This is a genomic window from Oryzobacter terrae (genome assembly GCF_042756445.1).
Taxonomy (GTDB): Bacteria; Actinomycetota; Actinomycetes; order Actinomycetales; family Dermatophilaceae; genus Oryzobacter; species Oryzobacter terrae.
This window is the reverse complement of the sequence record NZ_CP170578.1, coordinates 2205540-2226995: the sequence shown is the minus strand read 5'-3', so window position 1 is coordinate 2226995 and position 21456 is coordinate 2205540. Positions and strand designations below refer to the sequence as shown.

Here is a 21456-nt window from a genome sequence, read left to right as displayed (position 1 = left end):
GGGAGCGGCCTACGATCGGGGCCATGCCCGACGCCGCCCCCGAACCGGACCCCCGCGACCTGCGCCGCGAGCACTGCGACGACCTGTCGTCGGCGACGACCCGCTGGGCCGACAACGACATGCTCGGGCACCTCAACAACGCGGTGTACCTCGAGCTCTTCGACACCGCGATCAACGCCTGGATGGTCGCCGAGACGGGCATCGACGAGCGGGTGGCGACGGCCCAGGGTGTCGTCGCCCAGTCGACGGTCCGCTACTTCTCCGAGGTCTCCTTCCCCGGGACGGTCGACGTCGGCGTGCGGGTGAGGCGGACCGGGCGCACGAGCGTCGTCCTCGAGGCGGCGCTCTTCCTCCCCGGGGTGGAGGAGCCGGCGGCGCACTGCGAGTGGGTGCAGGTCTACATCGGGAAGGAGTCGCGGCGCCCCGTGCCGATCCCCACCGAGGCGCTCGCCGTCTTCGAGCGGTGCCTCGCGGGCCGACCCCGCACCACGACCGCGCAGGACGACGGGGCGTGAGCGCCGACCCCGGTCCCGCTGCCACGCCCCGGCACCCCGTCGCCGACCTGCTCCTCGCGGCCTGGCGCGGCCCTCGCCCACCCGTCGACGGGTCGTGGCGCCGGGTGCCGACCTGGCGCGCAGGGGTCCACGCCGTGGTCTCGGTGACCGGCCGGGCCGTCGTCACCGCCCCCGACGACGTCACCGACGCCGAGCTCGAGGCCCTCGGCGTCGACGGCTGGGGGCACGCCCACGACCCCCGCGTGATGACCCGCCTCGCCGGCCGCGACGGCTGGGTCGACGTCCTCGACGCCGTCCTCGTCGCGCCGGGGACCGGCGAGCCCGACCCCCGCGTCGTCCCGCGACCCGACCTGCGCGACCACCCCCGCGTGCGGCACGCCCTGCCGATCCGCGGGGACGTGCGGGTCCACGGCCTCGAGGCCGACGACGACACCGTCCTCACCCTCGCGACGGGTCTCGGCGGCCTCACCGAGATGAGCCTCGAGGTGGCCGCCCGACACCGCGGCACCGGGCTCGGCACCACCCTCGCGCGCGCCGCCCGCGGCCTCGTCGCGTCCGGCGAGCCGGTCGTCGCGTGCGTCAGCCCGGGCAACGTCCCGAGCCTGCGCGCCCTCCTCCGGGCGGGCTTCGAGCCCGTCGGCTCGGTGCAGGTCTACCTCCCCCGCCGCTGAGGACCGCGCGCCGTCCGCACCGCCGCCGGACGTCCCCGGGAACGGCGGTCACGGCCTCTGAGGGGCCGGGGCGCGTGTCGGGGGTCGGACCGACCCCCTTTCGTGCCGGAAAAGTGTCCACACGGGCCTCCCCGGGGCAAGTCCTGACGGTTCGGACCGCTAGAATGAGAGGTGATCCCGCGCCCACGGCGTTCCACGCCGCGGGCGCGCTCCATGAGCCCCGCCGGGCGGTTCCGCGCGGGGCGCCATATCGAAGGAGACCCGTGGCGGAGCAGCAGCCCGACGAGACCCCCGAGCAGACCCCGGCGGCGGCCACCGAGCCCACCGAGCCGCAGGCGGTCGTGGTCCCCGAGGCTGAGGGCCAGGCCTACGACGCCGGCTCGATCACCGTCCTCGAGGGGCTCGAGGCGGTCCGCAAGCGCCCCGGCATGTACATCGGGTCCACCGGCGAGCGCGGCCTGCACCACCTCGTCTGGGAGATCGTCGACAACGCGGTCGACGAGGCCCTCGCCGGCTTCGCCGACACCATCGACGTCACCTTGATGGAGAACGGCGCCGTCCGGGTCAAGGACAACGGCCGCGGCATCCCCACCGACATGCACCCCACCGAGGGCGTCAGCGCCGTCGAGCTCGTCCTCACCCAGCTGCACGCCGGCGGCAAGTTCGGCGGCGGCGGCTACAAGGTGTCCGGCGGACTGCACGGCGTCGGCTCCTCGGTCGTCAACGCCCTGTCCACCCGGCTCGACGTCTGCGTGCGCCAGAAGGGCCACGCCTTCCGGATGTCCTTCGAGCACGGCGTCCCCACCGGGCCGCTGACGAAGATGGAGGAGACCGACCGCACCGGCACCACCATCACGTACTGGGCGAACGCCGACATCTTCGAGACGGTCGACTACGACTACGAGACGATCCGCGCCCGCTTCCAGCAGATGGCCTTCCTCAACAAGGGCCTGACGATCAACCTCGTCGACGAGCGGGTCACGGCCCCTACCGGCTCCCAGGACCTCGACCTCGACGGCGTCGACGCCGACATCGCGGTCGTCGAGGACCACGAGGACGAGGCCGCCGGCGGCGGGGTCAAGACGACCACCGCGCGCTCGGTGTCCTACCGCTACGAGAACGGCCTCGTCGACTACGTCAACCACCTCGTCACCTCGAAGCGGTCCGACCCCGTGCACCCCGACGTCATCAGCATCGAGACCGAGGACGTCGGCCGCGCCCTCTCCCTCGAGCTCGCGATGCAGTGGACCACCTCGTACTCCGAGTCGGTCCACACCTACGCGAACACCATCAACACCCACGAGGGCGGCACCCACGAGGAGGGCTTCCGCGCGGCGCTGACCAAGCTCGTCAACGACTTCGCGCGCAAGCAGAACCAGCTCAAGGACAAGGACGAGAACCTCACCGGCGACGACGTCCGCGAGGGCCTGACGGCCGTCATCAGCGTCAAGCTCGGGGAGCCGCAGTTCGAGGGTCAGACCAAGACCAAGCTCGGCAACTCCGAGGTCAAGGGCTTCGTCCAGCGGGCCATGACCGAGGAGTTCGGCGGCTGGCTCGACAGCCACCCCAACGAGGGCCGCGAGATCGTCCGCAAGGCGATCCAGGCCTCGGCCGCCCGGATGGCGGCGCGCAAGGCGCGCGAGGCCACCCGCAAGCGCGTCCTCGAGTCGGGCGGCCTGCCCGGCAAGCTGCGCGACTGCCAGGCCAAGGACCCCGCGGTCTCCGAGGTCTTCATCGTCGAGGGCGACTCGGCCGGCGGCTCCGCCGTGCGCGGCCGCAACCCCTACTCGCAGGCGATCCTCCCGATCCGCGGCAAGATCCTCAACGTCGAGCGGGCCCGCCTCGACAAGGCGCTGGCCAACCAGGAGGTCCAGGCCCTCATCTCGGCGTTCGGCACCGGCATCGGTGAGGACTTCGACATCGAGAAGGCCAGGTACCACAAGATCGTGCTCATGGCCGACGCCGACGTCGACGGCATGCACATCCGCACGCTCCTGCTCACCCTGCTCTTCCGGTTCATGAAGCCGCTCATCGAGGCCGGCTACGTCTACCTCGCGCAGCCCCCGCTGTTCCGGATCAAGTGGAGCAACGCCCCGCACGAGTTCGCCTTCACCGACCGCGAGCGCGACGCCCTCCTCGCCGAGGGGCAGAGCAAGGGCCGGCGCGTCCCCAAGGACAACCCGATCCAGCGCTACAAGGGCCTCGGCGAGATGGACTACCAGGAGCTGTGGGAGACGACGATGGACCCCGACCACCGGGTCCTGCTCCAGGTCACCCTCGACGACGCCGCCGCGGCCGACGAGATCTTCTCGATCCTCATGGGCGAGGACGTCGAGTCGCGCCGCAGCTTCATCCAGCGCAACGCGCGCGACGTCCGCTTCCTGGACATCTGAGCCCCACCTTTTCCCGCCTGATGCCAGAACGTTCGGCGAGACGCCCCGAAGCTCGGGGTGCCTCACCGAAGGTTCCGGTGCGAAGCCCAGCACGATCCGAGAAGGAACCTGATGACTGAGCAGCCCCCGGTCGAGACGGACCGCACGGAGCCGATCGACCTCAACACCGAGATGCAGCGGTCGTACATCGAGTACGCCATGAGCGTCATCGTCAGCCGCGCGCTGCCCGACGTGCGCGACGGCCTCAAGCCCGTGCACCGCCGCGTGGTCTACGCGATGTACGACGGCGGCTACCGCCCCGACCGCGGCTTCAACAAGTGCAGCCGCGTCGTCGGCGACGTCATGGGCCAGTACCACCCGCACGGTGACACCTCGATCTACGACGCCCTCGTGCGACTCGTGCAGGACTGGTCGCTGCGCTACCCGCTCGTCCAGGGCCAGGGCAACTTCGGCTCCCCCGGCGACGACCCTGCCGCCGCCCCGCGGTACACCGAGTGCCGGATGGCGCCGCTGGCCATGGAGATGGTGCGCGACATCGACGAGGAGACCGTCGACTTCCGCCCCAACTACGACGGCAAGACCCTCGAGCCCGAGGTCCTGCCGAGCCGCTTCCCCAACCTGCTCGTCAACGGCAGCGCGGGCATCGCGGTCGGCATGGCCACCCAGATCCCGCCGCACAACCTCGGCGAGGTCTCCCGCGCGGCCGAGTGGGTGCTCCAGCACCCGGAGGCCACCCGCGAGGAGACCCTCGCGGCGGTCATGGCCGAGATCAAGGGCCCCGACTTCCCCACCGGCGCGCTCATCATGGGCAGCCGCGGCATCGACGACGCGTACCGCACCGGCCGCGGGTCGATCATCATGCGCGCGGTCGTCGAGGTCGAGGAGATCCAGGGCCGGCAGTGCCTCGTCATCACCGAGCTGCCCTACCAGGTCAACCCCGACTCCCTCGCGCAGAAGATCGCCGAGCACGTCAAGGACGGCCGCCTCTCGGGGATCGCCGACATCCGCGACGAGACCTCGGGTCGCACCGGCCAGCGCCTCGTCATCGTCCTCAAGCGCGACGCCGTCGCCAAGGTCGTCCTCAACAACCTCTTCAAGCACACCCAGCTGCAGACGACCTTCGGCGCGAACATGCTCGCCCTCGTCGACGGCGTCCCGCGCACCCTGCCGATCGACGCCTTCATCCGGCACTGGGTCGACCACCAGGTCGACGTCATCCAGCGCCGCACCGCGTACCGGCTGCGCAAGGCCGAGGAGCGCATCCACATCCTGCGCGGCCTGCTCAAGGCGCTCGACGCGCTCGACGAGGTCATCGCCCTCATCCGGCGCTCGCCCACCGTCGACGCCGCGCGCACCGGCCTCATCGAGCTCCTCGAGATCGACGAGCTGCAGGCCCAGGCGATCCTCGACATGCAGCTGCGCCGGCTCGCGGCCCTGGAGCGCCAGAAGATCATCGACGAGCACGACGAGCTCGACGCGCAGATCAAGGACTTCGAGGACATCCTCGCGACGCCGCTGCGCCAGCGCTCGATCATCTCCGAGGAGCTCGCCGAGATCGTCCGCAAGTTCGGCGACGACCGGCGCACCCAGATCCTCCCGTTCGACGGCGACATGTCGATGGAGGACCTCATCCCCGAGGAGGACGTCGTCGTCTCCATCACCCGCGGCGGCTACGCCAAGCGGACCCGGGTCGACGCGTACCGCAGCCAGAAGCGCGGCGGCAAGGGCGTGCGCGGCGCGTCCCTGCGCGGCGAGGACATGGTCGACCACTTCTTCACGACGACCTCGCACCACTGGCTGCTCTTCTTCACCAACCTCGGCCGGGTCTACCGCGCCAAGGCCTACGAGCTGCCCGACGCGGGTCGCGACTCCAAGGGCCAGCACGTCGCCAACGTCCTGGCCTTCCAGCCGGGCGAGGAGATCGCCCAGGTCCTCGCGATCCGCGACTACGCCAGCGCCGAGTACCTGCTGCTCGCGACGAAGGGGGGCCTGGTGAAGAAGACCCGCCTCACCGAGTACGACAGCCCGCGCAGCGGTGGCCTCATCGCCATCAACCTGCGTGGCGACGACGAGCTCGTCGGGGTCGGGCTCGTCGGCGAGCGCGACGACCTCCTCCTCGTCTCCCGCAAGGGTCAGTCGGTGCGCTTCCACGCCGATGACGCCACGTTGCGCCCCATGGGCCGCGCCACCTCAGGCGTCACCGGGATGAAGTTCCGCGGCGAGGACTCGCTGCTGTCGATGTCGGTCATCGAGGAGGGCACCGACCCCGACGTGTTCGCCATGTTCGAGACCGGCCTCGCGAAGCGGTCGAAGGCCTCGGAGTGGAACGTCAAGGGCCGCGCCATCCTCGGCGTCGCCGTCGCCAAGCTCAGCGAGAAGGGCGGCGACCTCGTCGGGGCGCTCACCGTCGACGAGGACGACGAGGTGCTCGTCATCTTCCAGCGCGGCAACGTCGTGCGCTCGCGCGTCGACGGCGTCCGGCTCACCGGTCGCAACACGATGGGCGTGCAGTTCGCCAAGGCCGGCAAGAACGACGCGATCGTCGCCATCGCCCGCAACCCCGAGCGTGAGGTCGAGGAGGCCGTCGAGGAGGCCGAGGACGCCGCGCTCGCCGACGACGGGTCGCTGCCCCCGGTCAGCGCCGACGCCCTGGTCAGCGGTGACGCCGAAACGGCGGCTCCCGCCGATGCGGTCTCGGACCGTGGCGCGCCCGGTTCGGAGGTCGCTGACGAGGCGACCGATGCCGTACCGTCGGTGGACGACGACGATGCAGGAGGCAAGTGAGTGAGCACGGCAGACCACGCAGGGCGACCCCTGGCGTCCTCTCCGTCCTCCTCCGGGAGCGCGTCCCGACGCGCCGAGTCGCCGGCGACGACGGGCGCTGACGCGGCTGCTCGGCGCAAGTCCGGCCAGCCGACGGCGCACACCGCCCCGGTGCCCGTGACCACGGCGCCCGCCCGTCCGGCGCCGATGTCCCCCGACGGCCGCCCCGCCGACGCCGCCACCACCGGGTCCTCGGGCGCGGCCGGTGCACCTCGTCCGGCGGCCAACCGCCGGGTCCGCCTCACCGTCTCGCGCGTCGACCCGTGGTCGGCGATGAAGATCTCGTTCCTGCTCTCGGTGGCCCTGGGCATCGCCGGCGTCGTCATGGTCTTCGTCCTGTGGACGATCCTCGCCGGCATGGGCGTGTTCGACCAGATCAACGGGGTCATCGGCCAGGTCGTCCAGGACGGCTCGTCGCGCTTCGACATCATGGACTTCATCGGCCTGGGCCGGGTGCTGTCCCTCTCGATCGTCATCGCGGTCATCGACGTCGTGCTCATCACGGCGATCTCGACCCTCGGTGCCTTCCTCTACAACGTGTCGAGCGCCCTCGTCGGCGGGGTCCAGCTGACCCTCACCGACGACTGATCCGCGGCGTGGTCGACGGGGGCCCTCGGGCCCCCGTCGTCGTTTTGGGGGAGGGCCGGGGGATCGGGTAACCTCGTGCACCGCGCCTCCCTCCGTGGGCGGCGCACGCCGATCGGCGGACGGGCCTATAGCTCAGACGGTTAGAGCGCTTCCCTGATAAGGAAGAGGCCACAGGTTCAAGTCCTGTTAGGCCCACCACCCCGATCCCTCACTCCCAGGCGGTGACCCGGTGAAGAAGCTCCTCCTCGTGCTCGCGACGGCAGTCGGAGCCCTTGCGGTCCAGAAGAAGATCTCGTCCAAGCAGGCCGAGAACCGGCTCTGGGCGGAAGCCACCGACTCCCCGAAGAGCTGAGAACGTCGATGACGGCCGGGCGCCTCGTGCGCTCGCGGGTCGGCATCGCCCAGGGGCCATGGCGCAATTGGTAGCGCACCTGCTTTGCAAGCAGGGGGTTAGGGGTTCGAGTCCCCTTGGCTCCACCGCAGGTCAGAGGTCCATTTCGAGTTCAGGGAAGGGCCGCTGAATGTCGCTTGCAGCAGTGTTTTGCAGCAACGCGGGGTCCTCGTCGGTGGTGCTCGTTGGTACGAAGGCCTCGCCAAGCTTGGCGAGGGCTGCCAGGGTGCTGGCGGGGGCGACCTGGGCGTAGATATTCATGGTCACGGCGATCTGGCTGTGGCGAAGGATCTGCATCGTCACGCGCGGGTGAACGTCCAGCTCGACAAGCAGGGAAGCGCATGTGCGTCGGGTCGAGTGGACGGGAATCTCTGGAACGCCGGCGGCCGCGGCACGGTTCTTGAAGTCGCGGTGGAAGTTGCGGGGGTCCACTGGCGTGCCGAGCGAAGAAGTGAAGACGAGTCCGGAGTTATGCCATGCCTCGCCGGCGGCCTTTGCACCGGACGTCTGCTCGTCGCGCCGACGCCGAAGGGCTTGGGCGCAGACGTCAGGTAGCGGCAGGACGGCGTCCGAGCTTCGGGTCTTTGTGCGGGTCCGCAGCAGCTGGTGGCCGACCCGCTGGAGCTGCCACGAGATGCGGGCTTGTCCCGTGTCGAGGTCGATGTCGTCCCAACCGAGTCCGAGGACCTCGCCACGGCGGAGGCCGAGGACGAGCAAGAGGACGTAGGCGGCGTAGAGCGGGTCGTGGTCGGTCGAGGCGGACTGGAGGAACCGGGACGCCTCGGCGGCGGTCCAGATCTTGGCCCTCGGGGAGCGTGGCATGGGCATCCGGACCAGCGAGGCGACGTTTCGATGAACGAGCTCATCACGTTGCGCGGCGCTGAGCGCGGCCCTCAGGACTCGCCACGCCTGGTGGACCGTCGAGTCGCTGGGCAGCTGCCCGCAACAGTCGCCAATAGCGCAGCACTCGGGCTTGGCGCGTCTAGCGTCCTTGCCCTGGGAGCAACACTGGCAGGTGCGGCGAAGCCGGTTGACCCCACCTTGGACGTCGCTGACGGTGAGCCGGTCGAGCCGACGTGTCCCGATGAGCGGGGCGATGTAGAGCCGGAGGCACATCTCGTAGGCCTGCGTCGTCGACGGGGCAAGACCCGGGCGTACAACGTTGTCGAGCCAACTGGTCATGTAGGACTCGACGGTCGGTGACTTCGGCACAACAGGCCCACGACGTGCCCGCTCTTGGAGGGCCGTCCACTTAGCCTGGACATCCTCACGGGTTCGGCCGTAAACATACTTCCGTCGGCGCCGGCCGTCGGGGAGTGTGACCCACACGTAGGCCCGGTAGCCGCCGTTCTTGGTCCTGTAGAACGACCCCTCCCCGTTCAGCCGGCGCAGCGTGGTCATGCGATCGCGTCAGACTCGGCGCATCGCCGCTCGATGTACTCGTCGACCCAGCGCGGCAGAACACGACGAGCGTGTCCGTCCTTAACCGACTTCAGGTCGCCCTGGGCGATGAGCATGCGGACTTTCGTCTCGCCGTAGCCCAGTAGCACGGCGACCTCCGCCACGGTGTGCCACTTCGGAAACAAGCGAACCTCGTCGTCAGTCATGAGCGTGAGTCCCTTCTTCGGTGGCTCGAGCCGGTGGCGACGATCCGGTCGGCCGATCTGTGAGTTACGCACCGCTCACCCGCGGTAGGGGTCACGATCCGTCGGACCCCGACGCTCAGGTCCGCACCCTCCTCGACTGAAGTCCACCTTCCCCGCGGGCGCAGGGGACAGACCCTTCTCATAACCCGACACTTTCTAGTTCGGCCCGTCTGCTGGGCCCCCATCGCATCGCCCAATGGTCAGCGATCGCTCTGTGGCCCGAGAGCGCTTCCTGCAGTCGACTGAGCCTTCCATCTGGTGTCACCCAACATCCCCGCCGCCGTGCACAGGCCCCCCTCGCGGAAGCTCGAAGGAAGAGCGATGGAAGGACAAGAGCGACCGAAAATGAGACCACAATGGAAACGCCGATCGGAGCACTCTGCCTCCGACCGGCCGCTCTACAGGTGACCTTCGATGGCGGTGGGATATGAACCCACGGAGGGCGTTAGCCCTCACACGCTCTCGAGGTCTGCCGCACGATGTTCATCGACGGTCATTGAGCACTAGCAGCCCCTCGGCGAGCATGCACAGGCACCAGCCGGACGGGCGTGAACGACCGCGACTGAGACTAAGACTGAGACTGCGGGGAGCGCCGACCCGGCCCTCGCCGGGGGGGGCGCCAAAGCCTTCCAGCTGCGGCATAGCGCCCACTGAGCGCAACGCGCCCCTTTGGAAAGACGTGCCTCACCCGCGCCGCGGGGCGGGTCCCCCCGGCCCGAGGGACAGCCGCGCGGGTTTCAGACGAACGGTTCACACCCGCGTCTCTTCGCCGCGTGGCGCAACGGCTGCCGGCCCGCGGCGCGCATCTCGACGTGCCTCCTTACCGGCCCATCCGTTGGCAGGCGCAGGTGTCACAACTCCGCCCCTCCCCAGCTTCGGATTCGCTCGCGCCAGGATGGAGGGAGGCGTAGGCGGGGGCGATGCTCGCGTGGATCTGTGGCGAATCGCATCAGCTGACCCCATAACCGCGTAACCCTTCTAGGCTGCGTCCATGGCTGAGGACACACCGGAGGAGTGGGACCCCCCACTGGCAAATCCCAACTCAAAAGGCTGGTTCCCACGACCCCTCACTCACGACTCTCTGAAGCAAGCCTTCTTCGAGCGCTGCCTTGGCGTTGAACGCATGCTCATGCTGCGTGCGGAGTTGGAGCGCCGCATGAACATCGACAACTTCGACTCCGGTCCCGGGTTCGAGGACATCTTGCGAGACGAATTGACCCGGCTGCTTCCTGACAGGTACTCAGTGAGGGCCGGAGTGGTCTCCGATTCTGAGTGGCGCTCGGCGGGCGACTGCGATGTGGTCATCTACAACGCGACTTGGTTTCCGGCGATCAAGGCAGGTGCGGCAGAAGGTTCTCGGCGGTGGCACTATCCGATCGAGGGTGTCTACGGCGTGCTCGAAGCCAAGCAGAGTCTGAACGTCGAGTACCTAGAGGCCGCGATGAAGAAGTTGGTCACCGTAAGTCGGCTGCACGTCGATCCGTCGCCATCCTTCAACCGGGTTGTCGAGAATCGTGGTGGCGCCTTTGCCCGCCCCGACGATGCCTCGCGCGCGTTCACGGCGATCGTCGCCGGCGGTCTCTCGAAGGACGAGGATCTGGAGGAGCTCGTGCACCGCTTCGTCGCAATCAACGGCCAGTTGCCCCGCGTCCACATGGTCAACGCTCTCGTGGTGTTGGGTGCTGGCTACGCCAGCTTTGCTACCACGGACCCGAGAACTGGCCATGCAACGAAAGCACGCCACTCGGTTTTCGACGACGAGCAACCCCTATACCCCACCTTGTTCCGGGAACGCGAAGGCGAACAGTTCAGCGCCTTCTATGAGTTTGTCAGCGATCTGCTTTCCCATTTGACGGGCTCGGTCCTATTCGCGCATGGAGTTGCCCGCAAGTACGGGGCGCAGCTTCGACATGAAACCCCTGTCAACGACGTATGGCATATGTTGCCCCGCTCAGAGGCGAGCCCAGACCTGCAGGACGCTGCCGCCTACGAAGCGGCAGCCACTGCGTACGAAAGAGTCGAGCTCAAGAGGGCCGCGGACGAGGGCGAGGGCGAGGGCTAGCAAATATCTCGGTTCTCGGAGAAGACGAGGCCAACATCTCCCTCGAGCGCTCCTTCACAGATCGCTGCTGACCCACGATGACAGGTATCTGCGTCCCGCTGCACGCGTTGTCTGACGCGAGCCCAGGCCGCACGCATGAGTCAGTCCGACCGGGCGATCCACTCATCGCCCTGCAGGGCGAATCGGAGTGCGTCTCATCGCCGCGATCGGACTCGTGTCGGTCACCGCCGGACTCGGAGTCATCGCGCTCCTGGATGCACCTCACGAACTCTTCGCACTCGTCGGAGCCATCGCCGCCGTCGCCCTGGCAGCCTCGTCTTTCTGGAAGATCTCCATCCACGCCGGGGTGACCGCCGGCTCTGTAGGTGCGCTCGTTGTCGTGTTCGGTGCGTGGGCTCTGCTTCTGTCCCCGCTAGTCGCGCTTGTCGGGTGGGCTCGCGTCGTTCGCCATCACCACACGATCACGCAGGTGATCGTGCGTGCCATCGTGGGCGCTCTCGTCGCGTGGGGGGCGATGACCGTTCTGGTGTAGGTGTCGGCGAGCGGGTGGCAGCAACGGATGTGGGAACATCGGTCTTGCCGCCCAAGGCGCTGCGCACTCCGACTGGTGCCCCCTTGATGCGGTTGTGAACTGCGCGGGTTTCGGCGGAGCGCACGACGTCGGGATGTCATGTCCACTGGACGTTGGACGTGTTGGCATCCTTGATGTTGGCGCCCTTCAAGTTGACGCCTCGAAGGATCGCTCCCTTAAGGCTAGCGCCGATCAGGTTCGCGTCGGTGAAGTCTGCGCCTTCGAGGTTCGCACCAGGGAAGTTGACGTTGCGCAGGAAGGCGCCGGCGAAGTCGAGGGTTGCGCCGTCGAGCTTCGCGCCGGTGAAGTCGGCTCCGCGACAGACACCGTCGATGTTTTGCGACAGGTCGGTGCCTTGGAAGGTTGCCCCGGTCAGGTCGGCGTTGGCGAGTCTCGCGGCGCCGAGGTTCGCGCTCTTGAAGGTGGCGCGCCTGAGAACTGCGCCCTCGAGGTTCGCGCCGATCAGGTTCGCGTCGGTGAAGTCTGCGCCTTCGAGGTTCGCACCAGGGAAGTTGACGTTGCGCAGGAGGGCGCCGGCGAAGTTGAGGGTTGCGCCGTCGAGCTTCGCGCCGGTGAAGTCGGCTCCGCGACAGACACCGTCGATGTTTTGCGACAGGTCGGTGCCTTGGAAGGTTGCCCCGGTCAGGTCGGCGTTGGCGAGTCTCGCGGCGCCGAGGTTCGCGTTCTTGAAGGTGGCGCGCCTGAGAACTGCGCCTTCGAGGTTCGCGCCGATCAGGTTCGCGTCGGTGAAGTCTGCGCCTTCGAGGTTCGCACCAGCGAAGTCCATGTCCCGGAGGAAAGCGCCTGAGAAGTTCGGCCCGAGGACAGCCAGGTCCTCGTCAAGATCCGGTGCCGACATGCTCGGGGAGTCAAGGCCCGAAGAAGGTGGTGTCGACGTGGCCGTCACGACGTTGGGCACGGCTGCCGGGGTGGAAGTGCCGGCCAAGGCAGTGAAAGCTTGGCCGTACTCGGAGAGGTCGACTGCTGACCGCAGAGTCACCAACTCCGCAGCCTTGTCAGCGTCGATCGACTTGATGAGGCGGTACATCGTGTCGAGCGCTCGCCAAGTGAAGTCGCTCGCGTGGTCCTCGCCGGTGGGATGCTTGTTCTGGTTCCGAACGTTGATCAGTTCGAACGCCCAGTTCTTGTGCTCCTTGCCGAGCAGTTTGTCGAAGATGCGGTACCCGTGCTTCGTGAGAAGGATCAGGCACACGCTGATGTCGAGCGCACTCGCACAATCCTCGACGCTGCCTGACTGGGGAAGCCGGTAGAACTTGAGGACGCTCTCCACCGTTGGGCGCAGCTTCTCGTATACGAGAGTCTGCAGTACGCCCTCGGCCCACCAGGAGTCGCCGTACTCTTTCTGGATCTCCTGGCAGATGAAGAGCGACAGTGGCTCGCGAAGGATGCGGAGGCCTTCGGCCACGAGTTTCTCGTTTGTAGACAACTTGACTCCCTTAGCGCGTGTCTCTGGAGGCCCCCGTCAAGCGGAGGGCCGGTCTTGGTTGATGGGGCGAGCATGATTGAGTTGCGGCGGTGACGAAGGGTGACCTGTCGAGCGTTACGACTACTTCGGGTTGCTCGTCTTCTTCATGGTGAAGGCTCCGTCTCCGTGGTTGACCTTGGTGTAGCCGCCGAAGGAGCTTCTGGAGCCGGATTTCTGATGGAGGCGCGCTGCGCTCACGCCCTTGGAGGAGTAGCTGGTCTTGCTGTAGCCGCAGCGTCCGCTCTTCTTTGCCATGGTTGTCCTCTGCATGCCGTTTGTCTGGATGAGCAAAGTCGATCAGGATGACGCACGGGCGGAGCGCTCGTCAAGTACTTCGCGAGTTGCGCCGACGTGATGATGAGCGCCATCGACCAACTCCGAGGACAGCGCCGATCCGGGTGCGATGCCAGCCTCACGGCCCGGTGCCCTGATCGCCGTTGCAGCTTCGCCTAGGTCGCGGTCGACGACGTTGGTGCTCTTCACGGACGAGCGTGGGTGGGATCGGTAGTCCGCCGGCGATGCGGAGCATCCGGAGGCGGTAGTCTCGATCGCGGAGGCCGCGGGCGATGCGGCGGTGGAGCTCGATGAGCCCGTTGACGGCTTCGGTGCCGCCGTTGCTGGCGCCGTCGGTATCGAAGTAGCCGAGGAACTCGTGGCGCCATCGGCGCAGGGTCGCGCCGAGGCGGCCCACCTCCGGGATAGGGCAGGTGCGCAGCGTCGAGACGATTGTCTCCGCGATCGCTCGGCCGGCGAAGTGACTGTCCTGGTGGTACGCGGAGCGGACCCGTTGGCCACACTGCCAGGCGACCTCGACCTCGACGCGCTCGCCCGCTCCGCTCGAGGTAGTTCGGCCCTTCCGGATCCACGTCAGGTTGGAAACCAAGCCGATGGGTTCCGTGCAATAGCAGGCGGAGCGTGGTCTGATCATGCGCATGAGGACCACTCACGAGCATGGGCGCTATTGGCACGACGGTCGCCAGTGTGTGCACTGGCACTGGGATTGCGAGTGCGGAAGCCATTCTCGTGGCGGAGATATCCAATCGGACGCCGAGAGTAACGCGATGCAGCACCGACTGCGCAACACAGTTGGCCACCCCGAGCCCCGGGTATACCAGGACGGCTGTCCGTGACTCGCTAGCGCCGAGGCGAGTTACAAGACAGAAGCGAAGGCGAAGTATCGGCCCCGCCTGTAAGCGACGACGATCCGTACCAGGTCAGCATTCCGGTACCCTCTCGAGCGCTCGGACATCGTCGACAAGGTCGATCAAGGCCCCGAGTCACAAACAGCACGATCGCTCGTCGGCATGACAGCACGCACTGAGGTGCGTCTCTACGCCGCCAGTAGCCCACACGGATCGCGGCATGACCGCGAGTCTCCCCCAAAGTCACGGGGTGTTCGATTTGGGGGGGTTTCCACCGGTCAGACGATCTGAAGTTGCGCAACGACGTCTCGGTATTCACGTTGCATGTCTGCCGTGACCCCGCTCTCCCTTTTGACCTCCTGCCACATTCGCCGAAGTACCTCGTCCGGGATTTCGTTGGTGGCCTCGTCGCACACGCGGCTAGCCACCGTGGTTGCTTCCGATATCTGTACGACCCATTTACGGAGTTCGACGTGAAGGATCGATCCCCACTTTCCGAGTTTCTCGAGGTCACGGATTAGCAGGTTTAGGTGATTCGCGGATCGCGGCACCTCCTCCAGGTATTTGGGACCTCTCCCGGGACTCTTCCCCTCCCCCGTCAGACCACCTCCCGCGCCCCCGGGAAGACACGTCAGTTCTTTGTGAAGCTGGACAACGCGCTCGGTGAGAACCTGTAGGCGCTCGCGCAGAAGTTCGAGGTGTTCTGGCAACAGGTTCGGTGCCAACCCTTCCATCACTGACGCCTGAACCTCCCAGAGGAGGTCCTCTTGGGCCCAGAGGTATCTCCGTTCGGCAAGTTCGCGCCGCCATCCTGCGGCCTTTGTCCGGAGGCGCTCTTGCTTCGCCCGGAGGCGCTCTTGCTTCGCCCGGAGGCGCTCTTGCTTCGCTGCGTCTTTGGTCCTAAGGCGCTCTTGCTTCCGTTGGTAAACGGCCTCAAGCGCCTCGTTCCGGTGATGTGCGGAATCTAGCGTCGCCTTGGCCTGTGCACCGACGGGGCGGACACGCCCATATATGTCGTAGCGGAATAGGGCCACTTGGGCCGCAGACGCAAAGCGGATGGCCTCGTGGCTATAGCCGTTGAGCGAGTAGAAGAGCACCACTTGGCGATCATGGGCTGCGCCGCGCGCATCCCGGATCGCCGGGCTCCCTGTTGGCCGGGCATGGTGCTTGACCTGAGCCACTGCGTCTTGCGCCACTACGTCAAGGCCGCGATCAGCTCCCGCAGCGGTTCGTCTTGCCGTTCCGAAGGCGAGCACTATCTCCATATGCCAACGGGCCAGCTCCTCAGCATCTTGCCAATCTGCCACCTCGATCCGACGTCTGTGCCGGGGAGAGCGGAACTTCGCCTTACTCACGCGGTGACCCTAACGCGCCCACTTGCTTACGACCATCGCGGTGGAGGATAGGACCTGAGGCCCAAGGAGACCCGCACGCGCCTCGGACGCGCCCTCATCTGCGTGAGGAAGGGGCGCTCGTCGGCGCGACAGGGCGGAGCGAGGTACGTCTCTTCGCCGCCAAGCGGTGCCCTGCGTGGCAATGCGTTGCAGTTCAGGGCTGAGCCAGCTGGCGACGGGTCGAAACGCGTGACCGTTCTTTGCGAGGGCCCGATGCTGGCTGAGGCAGGTGACCTCTACTCGTCGCCTTCCTCATCATCGTCGATCTCTTCGAACCAGTAGTCGTGGGTGTTCGACAGATACTCCGCTGCAGATTGGAGGTCGGTCTGCAGGTCGCTGATTTTGGCGTCCAGTTCATTGATTCTGCGTGACAGATCAGCCTCCTCCTCCGCGGTCTCCCAGTCCTCCGCTTCGAGGTGCTCCATCTGTCCTTCGAGCTCGGTGATCTCATCTTCGATTCTGCTGTGCTCGTCCCCAGCGCTGCGCAACGACGACTCTGCTGCCTCGGGCGCGGTGTCGTATCTGATCATGCGGAGCCTCCGTCTGGTCGCGTGTTGGATCCTCAGAGTAGAGGTGGCTCTAGAGCCGTTTACAACGGCATCGGCCGAGCGGTTGCCAGCGGGTTTGCTCTGATTCGCCTGTCTGTATCGCCCTTCGGCTGCTGATCATGCGCCGCGACGGGTTGGATTCGTAGCCACCCGACGCGACATCCAAGAACTCACAAGGGAAGTCGCCGAGCTCCGAGCGGCCGTCGCGGCAACACTCCCGGAGCCACCGACCTAACCTCGGCTGGCCAGCGGAGGATGCGTCATATCGCCGCGGCGCGGCATCACCTCTCACGCGGTCGGCAGTTCGGTGAGAAGGGTCAGCAAGCGATGCCGTGTCGGGTGTCCTGGCCATGGACCCAGTCGTCGATTGTGCGAAGTAGCACGGTGACCACGACTCGGCTTCCCTCGTGCACCACTACCGCCACGGTGCCGCGCTGGTAGACGCGACGGTCAGGTCCGTAGCGTGCCGGCGAACCGTATGTCTGCTCCGGCCGCACCACACAGCGCAGGACGTCGTCCAGGCTGTATCCCAACTCGCTAGCACGGGCCTGCGCGTGCGCGCTGACCACGACGTCGGCTTGCATGCTGAGCCGCTCCATGGCACGGGTGCGGCGCAGCTCGCGCCGGTTCACTGGCCCGCCTCGTACGCCTCGCGGGCGAGCATGGGGTACCAAGTGACCCGCTCGTGACGGTTGCTGAATCCCTCGACGGCGAGGGTGTTGGCGATCGCACCGAATGGTTGCCCCGCGTCCCTGAGAGTCTGGGCCCGATCGCAGGCCGTGGACCACGTGCGGATGATCGTGGTGGGTAGCCACCGGACATCCGTCGGCTGGTCTCCTTGCGGGAGAACACCCTTCGCCTGATCCAGGTCTCGTAGTACGTCCATCCGCCGGTAGATGGGCTTCCACCCTTCGTTCGCCGTTTGGCTCTTGAACCATTCCTCTAGGTCACCATCGGCGCTGCCGACGATGTGGACCGACCCCACCCGCTCGAGCATTAGGCCTACTACGGCTGCCTGCCAGGCGACGTCGGGGCCCAGGGATGAGAGCTGGTCTGCGACGAAGGTCTGCGGGACCTCCGTGGGTCGCTGCATCCCGTGATCCTCGAAGTCTGTGGCTTCCGCCCAGGCGAGTTGTCTGTGGAGCACTGGCCGTCGATCGGGCAGAAGTGCCATGTCCGTGTCGGTTTCGGTGGCGTCGTCCCAGCGGTAGAAGCCACGGCTTAGGAGGTAGTCGTTGAGGTCATCGCGGTTCGCCGATGTGCCGTACGCGAAGGCCGGGCGGAGCTTGCTCATGGGGTGTGTCCTCTGCGTCAGTGCCAGCCCCTGGTGGGCTGCTGACTCTCAATTGTCAGCATGGGGGCGGCTGGCGCAACAAAATGCTTAATCGGTTAGTGCGCGCAGCAAACTAATCCCGCCAACTATTCGCCGGCCGATTCGCGTGCCGATGTAAGACTCTGTTCCACCTGCTTCTTGCGCTCCTGGTCCACTGCGACGGTGTCGGCGGAGCCGCGCCTCGGCGCCGCGAGGTGGCGCCCCGTCGACGTCAGAGGTGGTTCGACATGCGCTGCGCGACTTGAGATGCGGATCCACTCAGCTGCCCCTGGCGAGACGAGGCGCAATTGCCCCAACAAGGGGCCCAAACGGGGCCTTCGTACCTAGGGTGGGACACGAGTTGCCAGGGAGGGCTAACGCGTGGACAACGATCTGACCACTTCGCCGAGCGACGGTGGCGAACTGCAAGTGACACTCGAGGCTGCGCTAGTCGAGAAGGACGCTGAGCGCGAAATCGACAATGCCGTCACCGGTCGTCGCGGCATGGCGCGCAAGTACGTCCGTAGGCTCCGCCGCCGGCACCCCGATGCGACGCCCGCCGAGGTGATCAGAATGCTCGAGCATCACTACGTCACCGCGATCAGCGCCGCAGGTGCGGCCATCACGGTGGGGTCCGTTGCCATCGAGGTCGGTATCTCCCTGATCCCTGGTGGCGGTGCCGTCGCGTCCGGTGGCAAGGCGGCCGCCAAGGGAGCGGGTAAGGCGGCTGCCAAGAAGACCGCCAAGGAGACGATGAAAGCCGCAGGAAAACAAGCGGCCCTGGGTGCAGCGAAGACGGGTGCGCAAAGGGGCGCCGGGATGCTTCCGGCTGGAGATGCGCAACTCCAGTTCGAGATCACTGCACTCTTCGCATTAGCCGTCGCCGACATCCACAGCCTTGAATTGGACCAGCAGCAGGCACACGCCCTCGTGTACGGGCTCGCGAACGGCCGGGTCACTCAACAGCAGATCGCGACGATGGCCACCGACCTGGCCAAGGCGTCGGACGCGGGGCTCGTCAACGTTGGGCAGACCATCGCGGACGGCCGAAAGGACTGGTCGCACTGGGCAAACACGCTCGCCGATTCACTGCCGGGCGGGGAGGCCCAGAGCCTCGTACGAGGAGTCCAAACAGGGGTCCTCGAGGACGTTCGAACCGGACTAGATGGCAAGCAACAGACGGCCGTTGAATACGGTGTCGGCGCCTTGGTAGGCGGAGCGACCAGGTTCGTCTTTGGCCGCGAGGTTGTTGCCGCGTCCCGATCAGCGTTCGAGGAGGCGCCACCAGCGTTTCCGGACCACCTCGGCGTTCCTACCAAGCCCGAAAGGGTCGACGACCAACCCAATCGCGCTCTTGAGGCGCTAGATGATGCCGCGAAGGCGGTCGGGGCAGGTGTGAGCACCGGCGCTGCAGCTGTTGGGACCGGTGCAGTGACTGCTGCTGGAGTAGTCACCCGGCCATTCCGCTGGGTCGACCGCGACGGCGACGGGGTGCCCGACGCACCACATGTGCTCACGGCCGCGAAGGCTGCTGGCCGTGTTGTCCGGCCATTCCGCAGTGTCGACCTCGACGGTGACGGGGTACCCGACGAGGCCCTAGCAGTCACAGCCGTGAGAGGCGTTGGAAAGACGATCGCCTCCCCGTTCAGAATCAGGAGGCTTGGACGCCATGCCCCCGATGGGGGGCAGCCAGAGCCGGATCTTGAACCCGGCGTGGCGACGCCTGAAGAAGAGTGAATCGGACTGCGAACCCGCGTCTCATCGCCGCTTCGGCACCGGTGATCCTCAGGCTGCAACCCGTCGCTATATCCTGAGGAGCATGGCCAAGCGGCGATACGAGTCGTTGGCTCAGGCCGCCGACCGCACTGGCATCAGCGTGAAGACGCTCCGCCGGCGGATCATCGACGGCGAGCTGGTCGCCTACAGGTCGGGGCGCCTGATCCGGGTGGAGCCCAAGGCGGTAGATGCCCTGTTCCGGCAGGTTCCAACGAAGGACAACCCCCGCTAGGTGTAGCCGTCCGACGAAGTCACAATCGAGCCGGTCCTAGCAGGGGCCACTCATGCCGCGACACGGGCTAGGGCGCGCGTGCGCCTCTACGTTCTAACCTCCTCGCTGCTGCCGGGGATGATCAAAACGCTGCGTCGATGGCGGCCTGCTCCCTGTACGCCGTTTCCGGCCCATGCGGTAAGCAGACGCCGATATCTAACGCCGGTTCGAGACCGGCGTTAGAAGGCGCCTGATGGTGGCGACGTCTCGGTGCGAGTTGGCCGCCTTGTACGCCTCGCGCACGAGCTCGGGAACCCTCCCCCGCGTCGGCACATCGAATCCGTTCTCCCTGGCCCATTCACGCATAGCGCTCGGAGTCGGATCGTCGCGACCGGGTGCCGTGACGGATGCGCGCGACTGTCCTTGTGCTTCGGTTCGTGCCGGTCGCGCGGCCGCCACGAATGGTGCGAATGCGGCGCGCAACGCGTCCAGTTCGTCCTCCGCCAGGTCGATCTCGTAGGCAATGCCGTCCAGTTCGAAGCGCACCCCGACGCCCTTGTCGTCTATCTCGACGCCGCTGAGATCCGAGTAGTAGGCGACGACAGTTCTCCGCGCCATGCGTGGCTCCCTTCGTTGACTCCAGACCCTACGGAAGGCTTGCGTTCGTGGCTGCCTAATGCCTGACGAGTCGCCGTAATCGCTCGACGAGAGCGTCGATCGGGACTGTGCCGCTGGTCGGTCCCCAGGAGAGGCGAAGCGCAGCTTCGATTCGGTCCCTGGGAAGCCCTGCTGCCAGGAGGACGTGACTAGGCTCGTAACTCTGACTGGTGCAGGCCGAGCCGTTGGACAGGGCGACGACGTCCTTCAGAGCGACGATTGCTGCTTCTGAGTCCACGCCAGGGATTGAGAGGTTGAGCGTGGTCGCGACTGTCCGCTCTGGATCGCCGTTAAGTTCGGCCCCTAGAGGTAGGAGAGCGGCGAGAAGCTCTTCCTTTATGGCAGCTGCGCGCTCGGCGTTCTGCTTCGATTCCTTGAGCGCGATTGTAGAGGCCAGCCCGAGGCCCGCGATGAGTGCGACCGGCAGCGTGCCCGGTCGTAGCCCCCGCTCCTGACCTCCGCCATGCATCAGCGGCTCGAGTGGTGGCCGTTTGTAGCCGCGTCGCCTCGTAATGAGTGCACCGATTCCCTTGGGCCCGCCGATCTTGTGGCCCGAGATCGAAAGCAGGTCAATGCGCACATTGCGGAGCAGCTCGATGGTTTTCCCGAAGGCCTGCGCGGCGTCGACGTGGAAGTACGCATCAAGCTCGCTCAGGCAGTCGGCGATCCCTTCAAGTGGCTGGATGACCCCGGTCTCATTGTTCACCGCCATCACCGACACCAGAAGCGTGTCGGGCCGAACAGCAGCAGCCACCGCTTCGGACGACACCCAACCACCTTGGCTCGGAGCAAGTAGTTCTACCTCGAAGCCGCGTGCAGCCAAGATCTCGAGTGGCTCGAGCACGGCCTTGTGTTCGATCTGGGTGGAGATGATGTGCCGCTTGCCCGTGGCTTCACCGTGGGCGGCAAGCCCAAGGATCGCTAGGTTGTCGCTTTCGGTTGCCCCGCTCGTGAAGATGACTTCGTCCGGCTTGGCCGCTACGACCGCCGCGATCTCGTCGCGAGCGCGGTTGACCCGTTCCTTGGCAGCCTGGCCGTAGGTGTGGGTGCGGCTCCCGGCGTTCCCGAACTCGAAGGACATGAAGCGGAGCACCTCGTCCGCGACGCGAGGGTCCATGGGTGTGGTGGCGTTGAAGTCCAAGTAGACCGGTCGGTCGGGCTGTGACCGCTCGCCCGCGTTGCTGTCGGTAGGGGTTACTAAGGTCATATCTCGCAGCCTAACCGGTGGTACGGACAGTTGTTCGGACCATGGAGGGCAGTTGTTTGGAAG

Annotated in this window: 21 protein-coding genes and 2 tRNA genes; 12 read left to right on the top strand and 11 right to left on the bottom strand. The window is 66.7% G+C overall.

The genetic code is table 11. The features are described 5' to 3' along the window. Nucleotides 1-23: 23 nt before the first annotated feature. From ACFWN3_RS10510 to ACFWN3_RS10475, 8 genes are all read left to right on the top strand, one after another. On the top strand, nucleotides 24-515 hold the full coding sequence (locus ACFWN3_RS10510) for an acyl-CoA thioesterase (protein WP_377639318.1): 492 nt from the start codon (nucleotides 24-26) through the stop codon (nucleotides 513-515). Continuing rightward, the gene (locus ACFWN3_RS10505; RefSeq protein WP_377639316.1) at nucleotides 512-1186 is read left to right on the top strand and encodes a GNAT family N-acetyltransferase; all 675 of its coding nucleotides are present in this window, start codon (nucleotides 512-514) and stop codon (nucleotides 1184-1186) included. The genes ACFWN3_RS10510 and ACFWN3_RS10505 overlap by 4 nt, the downstream gene beginning before the upstream one ends. Nucleotides 1187-1449: 263 nt before the next feature. Continuing rightward, nucleotides 1450-3579 (top strand): DNA topoisomerase (ATP-hydrolyzing) subunit B, encoded by a 2130-nt coding sequence (gene gyrB, locus ACFWN3_RS10500; protein ID WP_377639314.1) that lies wholly within the window; start codon nucleotides 1450-1452, stop codon nucleotides 3577-3579. Nucleotides 3580-3690: 111 nt separating this feature from the next. Further along, on the top strand, nucleotides 3691-6363 hold the full coding sequence (gyrA, locus tag ACFWN3_RS10495) for a DNA gyrase subunit A (RefSeq protein WP_377639313.1): 2673 nt from the start codon (nucleotides 3691-3693) through the stop codon (nucleotides 6361-6363). 150 nt (nucleotides 6364-6513) lie between these two features. Next, the gene (locus ACFWN3_RS10490; protein ID WP_377639311.1) at nucleotides 6514-6990 is read left to right on the top strand and encodes a DUF3566 domain-containing protein; all 477 of its coding nucleotides are present in this window, start codon (nucleotides 6514-6516) and stop codon (nucleotides 6988-6990) included. 121 nt (nucleotides 6991-7111) lie between these two features. Continuing rightward, nucleotides 7112-7188 (top strand) — tRNA-Ile (locus ACFWN3_RS10485). Between the two features lie 31 nt (nucleotides 7189-7219). Next, the gene (locus tag ACFWN3_RS10480; RefSeq protein WP_377639309.1) at nucleotides 7220-7342 is read left to right on the top strand and encodes a DLW-39 family protein; all 123 of its coding nucleotides are present in this window, start codon (nucleotides 7220-7222) and stop codon (nucleotides 7340-7342) included. Between the two features lie 52 nt (nucleotides 7343-7394). Beyond that, a tRNA-Ala gene (locus ACFWN3_RS10475) sits at nucleotides 7395-7467 on the top strand. A gap of 7 nt (nucleotides 7468-7474) precedes the next feature. On the opposite strand, the gene ACFWN3_RS10470 is transcribed toward ACFWN3_RS10475, so the two are convergent. Further along, on the bottom strand, nucleotides 7475-8782 hold the full coding sequence (locus ACFWN3_RS10470) for a tyrosine-type recombinase/integrase (protein WP_377639307.1): 1308 nt from the start codon (nucleotides 8780-8782) through the stop codon (nucleotides 7475-7477). After that, complete coding sequence (locus tag ACFWN3_RS10465) at nucleotides 8779-8988, bottom strand: helix-turn-helix domain-containing protein (protein ID WP_377639305.1); 210 nt, start codon at nucleotides 8986-8988, stop codon at nucleotides 8779-8781. The genes ACFWN3_RS10470 and ACFWN3_RS10465 overlap by 4 nt, the downstream gene beginning before the upstream one ends. A 1030-nt stretch (nucleotides 8989-10018) precedes the next feature. Here ACFWN3_RS10465 and ACFWN3_RS10460 point away from each other — a divergent pair. Together ACFWN3_RS10460 and ACFWN3_RS10455 are read left to right on the top strand one after the other, a co-directional pair. After that, the gene (locus ACFWN3_RS10460) at nucleotides 10019-11089 is read left to right on the top strand and encodes a DUF6602 domain-containing protein (RefSeq protein ID WP_377639303.1); all 1071 of its coding nucleotides are present in this window, start codon (nucleotides 10019-10021) and stop codon (nucleotides 11087-11089) included. A gap of 187 nt (nucleotides 11090-11276) precedes the next feature. Then, a complete protein-coding gene (locus ACFWN3_RS10455; RefSeq protein WP_377639301.1) occupies nucleotides 11277-11621 on the top strand; it encodes a hypothetical protein in 345 nt (114 codons plus the stop codon). Between the two features lie 136 nt (nucleotides 11622-11757). On the opposite strand, the gene ACFWN3_RS10450 is transcribed toward ACFWN3_RS10455, so the two are convergent. From ACFWN3_RS10450 to ACFWN3_RS10420, 7 genes are all read right to left on the bottom strand, one after another. Then, complete coding sequence (locus ACFWN3_RS10450; protein ID WP_377639299.1) at nucleotides 11758-13086, bottom strand: pentapeptide repeat-containing protein; 1329 nt, start codon at nucleotides 13084-13086, stop codon at nucleotides 11758-11760. 141 nt (nucleotides 13087-13227) lie between these two features. Next, nucleotides 13228-13401 (bottom strand): hypothetical protein, encoded by a 174-nt coding sequence (locus tag ACFWN3_RS10445; protein WP_377639297.1) that lies wholly within the window; start codon nucleotides 13399-13401, stop codon nucleotides 13228-13230. 157 nt (nucleotides 13402-13558) lie between these two features. After that, on the bottom strand, nucleotides 13559-14080 hold the full coding sequence (locus ACFWN3_RS10440; protein ID WP_377645579.1) for a transposase: 522 nt from the start codon (nucleotides 14078-14080) through the stop codon (nucleotides 13559-13561). A gap of 486 nt (nucleotides 14081-14566) precedes the next feature. Next, nucleotides 14567-15643, bottom strand: a complete 1077-nt coding sequence (locus ACFWN3_RS10435; RefSeq protein ID WP_377639295.1) for a restriction endonuclease — start codon at nucleotides 15641-15643, stop codon at nucleotides 14567-14569. Nucleotides 15644-15918: 275 nt separating this feature from the next. Beyond that, complete coding sequence (locus ACFWN3_RS10430) at nucleotides 15919-16212, bottom strand: hypothetical protein (RefSeq protein ID WP_377639293.1); 294 nt, start codon at nucleotides 16210-16212, stop codon at nucleotides 15919-15921. A 335-nt stretch (nucleotides 16213-16547) separates the two neighbouring features. Then, on the bottom strand, nucleotides 16548-16862 hold the full coding sequence (locus tag ACFWN3_RS10425; RefSeq protein ID WP_377639291.1) for a hypothetical protein: 315 nt from the start codon (nucleotides 16860-16862) through the stop codon (nucleotides 16548-16550). Beyond that, nucleotides 16859-17524, bottom strand: a complete 666-nt coding sequence (locus ACFWN3_RS10420) for a hypothetical protein (protein WP_377639289.1) — start codon at nucleotides 17522-17524, stop codon at nucleotides 16859-16861. Before ACFWN3_RS10420 ends, ACFWN3_RS10425 begins: the two co-directional genes overlap by 4 nt. A gap of 399 nt (nucleotides 17525-17923) precedes the next feature. Here ACFWN3_RS10420 and ACFWN3_RS10415 point away from each other — a divergent pair, with 399 nt between their 5' ends. Then, nucleotides 17924-19279 carry a hypothetical protein gene (locus ACFWN3_RS10415; RefSeq protein ID WP_377639287.1) on the top strand — a complete coding sequence of 452 codons (1356 nt, stop codon included), beginning with the start codon at nucleotides 17924-17926 and terminating at the stop codon, nucleotides 19277-19279. 82 nt (nucleotides 19280-19361) lie between these two features. Next, nucleotides 19362-19550 carry a helix-turn-helix domain-containing protein gene (locus tag ACFWN3_RS10410; protein ID WP_377639285.1) on the top strand — a complete coding sequence of 63 codons (189 nt, stop codon included), beginning with the start codon at nucleotides 19362-19364 and terminating at the stop codon, nucleotides 19548-19550. Nucleotides 19551-19745: 195 nt separating this feature from the next. On the opposite strand, the gene ACFWN3_RS10405 is transcribed toward ACFWN3_RS10410, so the two are convergent. Continuing rightward, a complete protein-coding gene (locus ACFWN3_RS10405) occupies nucleotides 19746-20147 on the bottom strand; it encodes an Lsr2 family protein (protein ID WP_377639283.1) in 402 nt (133 codons plus the stop codon). A gap of 55 nt (nucleotides 20148-20202) precedes the next feature. Continuing rightward, nucleotides 20203-21393 carry a cysteine desulfurase DndA gene (gene dndA / locus ACFWN3_RS10400; RefSeq protein ID WP_377639281.1) on the bottom strand — a complete coding sequence of 397 codons (1191 nt, stop codon included), beginning with the start codon at nucleotides 21391-21393 and terminating at the stop codon, nucleotides 20203-20205. Nucleotides 21394-21456 lie beyond the last annotated feature (63 nt).